Source organism: Bacillus sp. 22475, from assembly GCF_052044835.1.
Lineage (GTDB): Bacteria > Bacillota > Bacilli > Bacillales > Bacillaceae_G > Bacillus_A > Bacillus_A cereus.
On the sequence record NZ_JBQENW010000071.1, the window covers coordinates 1 to 4,258 of the forward strand.

Sequence of the window (4,258 nt, forward strand, 5' to 3'; positions counted from 1 at the left end):
AATGTTATCTAGTTTTGAAGGAATATGCCTTCATAGTTTGGTGATGATGGCAGAGAGGTCACACCCGTTCCCATACCGAACACGGAAGTTAAGCTCTCTAGCGCCGATGGTAGTTGGGACCTTGTCCCTGTGAGAGTAGGACGTCGCCAAGCAACTTTAAGACGAGTCAGAATGACTCGTCTTTTTTGTGTTTAATGAAATAAGCGTGTAATTAATATCGGCTCTATGAGTACGTTTATCTAGTAAGAAATAGCTTTGTTTTAGCATACCTTCAGAAAAATAAGGCTGAGTTTTTTAGGCTCTTTAATTTTGAGCTTTAAAGTCTATTTGTTAACAAGAATATATACGAGGTATTGCCCTCTGTAGCCTACTCACACCCTCTTTTATTTCTTCAGTTGTTAAATGTCCATACCCTATAATAATTCGATTGTGATGTTTTCCTTTTTCAATGGCGTGGTCTTCCACAGGATATACCTTCACTCCGAGTTGTTGGGTTTTCTCAAGTAATTCTTGTGTGAATTGAACTTGATTGAATTCAACAATCAGGTGTAATCCTGTAGAATAACCAAAAATATTGATTTTATTTGAGAATGCTGATTTTAATTGCTGGATAAGGAAGTCTCTTCGATTTTTATAGATTTTTTTCATCTTCATAATATGCCGTTCCAAATAATCTTCGGCAATAAATTTAGCAAGGACAAGCTGATTTAAAGAAGGTGTATGTAGATCGGAAAACCATTTTACCCTGCGACATTTTTCAATAAGGTGTGAGGGAAGAACTAAGTATCCCATCCTAAGGGCCGGTGATAAAATTTTACTAAATGAACCTATATATATAACACGTTCGGAATCCAATCCCTGTAATGAACTTACAGGTGAACCTTCATATCGAAACTCACTGTCATAATCATCTTCAATAAGATAACAATTTGTTTTTCTTGAGTAGTTAATCAATTGAACCCGTCGTTGAATCGGTAACGTTCCACCTAAAGGAAACTGATGAGAAGGAGTAATGAAGATGAATTTTGGATTTTTATTTGCAGGCAGCAAAGATGTATCCATCCCATTATCATCAACCGGTATAGGAGAAAGTAAGGCTCCTGAATTTTTAAAAATTGTTTGAATGTCATTGGTGATGGGATCTTCTATTAGTACCTCGTCACCTGGTGATAAAAGTAACTTAGAAACAAGTGTTAAAGCTTGAGTTGCACCGGAAGTAATCACCAATTGTTCTGGATGACAAAAAACTCCTCTTGTTTTTAGTAAATAGCGTGATAAAACCTTTCTTAATTCGGGGCGCCCTTCGGGAATATCGTATCCAAATGTAGAAGGAGGTGTTTCATTCCATATAGTGTGGGATAACTTTGCCCATCCCTTACGTGGAAATAAGTCTAATGCTGGTATCCCTGAACGGAAATTAATGATATTACTGTCTTTGTTTCTTTCTTCGCACCAAGATAAAGAATCAATTAGAGTTGATTTTTTACGTTGTTCTAAATATGTCCCTTCTGCAATGAATGTCCCGGCTCCTTGCTGAGTGACCAAAAAACCTTCGGAAAATAATTGATCATAAGCTTCTAAAATTACGTTCCTAGACACCCCTAACTCAGAAGATAATTCCCGTGTTGATGGTAGTTTTTCTCCGGATTGCAGCTCCCCGTTTAATATTCGTTCACGTATTTGGTGATAAACCTGTCGAATTAAACTTATATCTAACGATCGATCAATAGGTATCCAAAGCATATAAATGCTCCCTTCAGCAAAATTGGTACCATAAAAGTTTGGGTGAAATGGTACTAATACAAACCATTTTAGCATGCTATAGTTGGATCAAATAGTTCTAAAGGGGATGAAAATGTGATGAATAAACCAGAATTCCAAGTAGCTCAGGCATTTAAATCGATTGCACGAAATGAACATATAAAATCCTATGTACAACAATCTACTGAACTCTATGCGTTATTATTACAAGCTGCGAAACGCTTTGTCACCGGAGAAACGAGACATGAGGGGATTGGGACGGCAAAGGAACTAATTACAAAAGGTTATCATACTTCACTAGAATACATAGGGGAAAATACTCTAGATATAGAGGAATGTTATAAAGCTAAAAATGAGTTTTTGAATCTTATTGGGGACATGGGTGCTCTATCTATGAAACAAACAGTATCACTCGATTTATCGCATATTGGGTTATCTATAGATCCAGAAATATCTTATATTCATTTAATGGAGTTGGCAGAGAAGGCGAAAGTACATGGAACTACCCTTATGATAAGTATGGAAGAATCATCTAAAGCAGCGGACATTCTTTCCATTTATAAAAAGGTAACTGAGCAATATCATAATGTAGGGATAACAATACAGGCACATTTATATCGCTCAAACAATGATATTCAAGAACTCCTTCATTATCCAGGGAAAATAAGAGTTGTAAAAGGTGCCTATCAAGAAGTTCCGGATATTGCTATGCCTAGGTCAACTGATTTAAATCAACAGTATCTTCAAATTGTAGAACAACTAGTTGAACACAATCATCCTGTATCTATAGCTACACATGATGAAATTCTTATTACAGAGATGGAGCAACGTCAATATTTTAGTCAAACTAATGTAGAAATAGAAATGCTATATGGAATTCGTCCGGATATGTTAAGTAATTTGAAAAACAAAGGACATAACGCTAGAGTATATTTGACTTATGGGAAAGAGTGGTACTTGTATCTATGTCACCGGATAGCTGAACATCCAGAAAATTTATATCGTGCAGTGACAGATATGATACATTCACCTTCAGCAGAGCAGAGTAGGGAATATTGAATAGACATTTAATACTAAGTGTAAAAATGATTTTGGCTGTGGCCTAAAAATAAGAGCCGGATTTTTCTTAGAGTAGAAATTCCGGCTCATTTTATATTGAAGTTTTTCAATGTATATTTGCGTTACATACTGAAAGGACTACTATAGATGTTAAGAAGATTATGATTTATAATTGTACAGCCGTAGTATACCTTGTTGCAGAATTTTGTTTTTATTGTTGCGTATTCTTAGAGTTGTAGGTAGAAATAAAAGAATTTATGACTCTATATGTATTTCAAAAGGGAAGAGATATAAAATATATACTAAAAACAATAAAACTAAATGCTTTGTTAGTGGAACGATTCGTTCTTCTAGCGGCAAACGTAAATATAGGTATAGGATAAACATCTTTTAATGTTATAAAAACTGAAGTAATGAAAAGAACAAATGTTCTCTTCGTGCGTGTTTGGTACACTTGATCAATTGAGGTGCGTATTTTTAATCCAGTATATGTGTTTAAAAAGAAATGCTATTAATCTATTCGGACCTTGAGCATATCTTAAATGTTTATTAAGAGGATATGGCTGTATGGAAATGGATGATGCTAAAGATGAAAGAGATATAAGGTTGATATTTCAGTGACATAAGGATAGTTAGTAAATATATTAGTATGTTTCTGTATATTTACGAGTAAACAGATAAGCAACCATTACTTCATATAAGGGGAACTCAGGACTCTATAACTAGAGTAGTATATGAGTTTATTATGAATTTCTGTATCGTTGTCTGTTATAAGAATGCGTATATCTTCAATCGTTTCTAATAGAGTGCGTGATAAACAAAGAAGTATTAGGGAGTGTAATAACTTTTTAATTACATATTAGTATCTATTAAAGTCGGGTTGTTAGTTTTGTTGGGTAAAAAATTCTGTGCGAATTAAGTCTAGGGTTTAAGTTAACTTGAAAGAATAGATTAAAGAGAAGCAGAAGGGGGATTCCAGTAATGGATCCTTGTAGCGGCGTATCTAGCTAAAAGAGCATAAAAATATTAAATTGAATATCTTTATAAAAAGGTATTGACGATTAGTATATAGAGGTGTAATATAAGAAAAGTCGCCGATGCAATAACGCAGAAGACGACAAACGAAATAAAAAACTTAGTTGACATTAACTAACGAAGATGTTAACATAAGGAAGTCGCAAATGGGCGACCAAGTAGTTCTTTGAAAACTGAACGAAACAAACAACGTGAAACGTCAATTTTTATTTTTAGATGCTAGACAAACTAACTTTATTGGAGAGTTTGATCCTGGCTCAGGATGAACGCTGGCGGCGTGCCTAATACATGCAAGTCGAGCGGATGGATTGAGAGCTTGCTCTCAAGAAGTTAGCGGCGGACGGGTGAGTAACACGTGGGTAACCTGCCCATAAGACTGGGATAACTCCGGGAAACCGGGGCT

2 protein-coding genes and 2 rRNA genes are annotated in these 4,258 nt (G+C 35.2%); 3 read left to right on the plus strand and 1 reads right to left on the minus strand.

Annotated features, from left to right (window positions below; translation table 11 throughout):
* Positions 1-36: 36 nt before the first annotated feature.
* Positions 37-152, plus strand: a 5S ribosomal RNA gene (rrf, locus tag ACTJJY_RS31660).
* 178 nt (positions 153-330) lie between these two features.
* Here rrf and pdxR read toward each other — a convergent pair.
* Complete coding sequence (gene pdxR / locus ACTJJY_RS31665) at positions 331-1,743, minus strand: MocR-like pyridoxine biosynthesis transcription factor PdxR (RefSeq protein WP_440607422.1); 1,413 nt, start codon at positions 1,741-1,743, stop codon at positions 331-333.
* Between the two features lie 117 nt (positions 1,744-1,860).
* Between pdxR and ACTJJY_RS31670 the strand changes: the two genes are divergently transcribed.
* Together ACTJJY_RS31670 and ACTJJY_RS31675 are read left to right on the plus strand one after the other, a co-directional pair.
* Entirely contained in the window at positions 1,861-2,820 is a 960-nt protein-coding gene (locus tag ACTJJY_RS31670; RefSeq protein ID WP_440607423.1) for a proline dehydrogenase family protein, read from the plus strand.
* Between the two features lie 1,269 nt (positions 2,821-4,089).
* Positions 4,090-4,258: ribosomal RNA gene (locus tag ACTJJY_RS31675) — 16S ribosomal RNA — on the plus strand; the annotation flags it as partial.

Coding starts and splice junctions, on each gene's coding strand:
- pdxR (WP_440607422.1), bottom strand. CDS start 1,743: ATGCTTTGGATACCTATTGATCGATCGTTAGATATAAGTTTAATTCGA.
- ACTJJY_RS31670 (WP_440607423.1), top strand. CDS start 1,861: ATGAATAAACCAGAATTCCAAGTAGCTCAGGCATTTAAATCGATTGCA.